The sequence below is a fragment of the Brucella sp. NBRC 12950 genome, from assembly GCF_030268145.1.
Classification (GTDB): domain Bacteria; phylum Pseudomonadota; class Alphaproteobacteria; order Rhizobiales; family Rhizobiaceae; genus Brucella.
This window is the reverse complement of record NZ_BSQC01000088.1, coordinates 1-255: the sequence shown is the minus strand read 5'-3', so window position 1 is coordinate 255 and position 255 is coordinate 1. Positions and strand designations below refer to the sequence as shown.

Genomic DNA, 255 nt, shown 5'->3' with positions numbered 1-255 from the left:
AACCAGCTCAGCAACCGAACCAACCTTCACGCCAGCCTTGCGGCCACCCGGTTCTTCAGTTTTCAGAACCTTGAGGCGTGGAGCAATGTCAGCACCGAAATCAGCAGGCGACTTCTCATCAAGCGGCGTCTTCTTGGCCTTCATGATGTTTGGCAGCGATGCATAACGCGGCTGGTTCAAACGAAGATCAACAGTCACGATGGCTGGAAGCTTCACATCAATGGTCTGAAGACCGCCATCGACTTCGCGCGTTAC

The 255-nt window shown here is 54.1% G+C and carries 1 protein-coding gene; it reads right to left on the bottom strand.

Annotated features, from left to right (window positions below; genetic code table 11):
- Nucleotides 1-255, bottom strand: a 255-nt coding sequence (locus tag QSJ70_RS27580) for an electron transfer flavoprotein subunit beta/FixA family protein (protein ID WP_502871739.1), incomplete at both ends; no start/stop codon positions are given.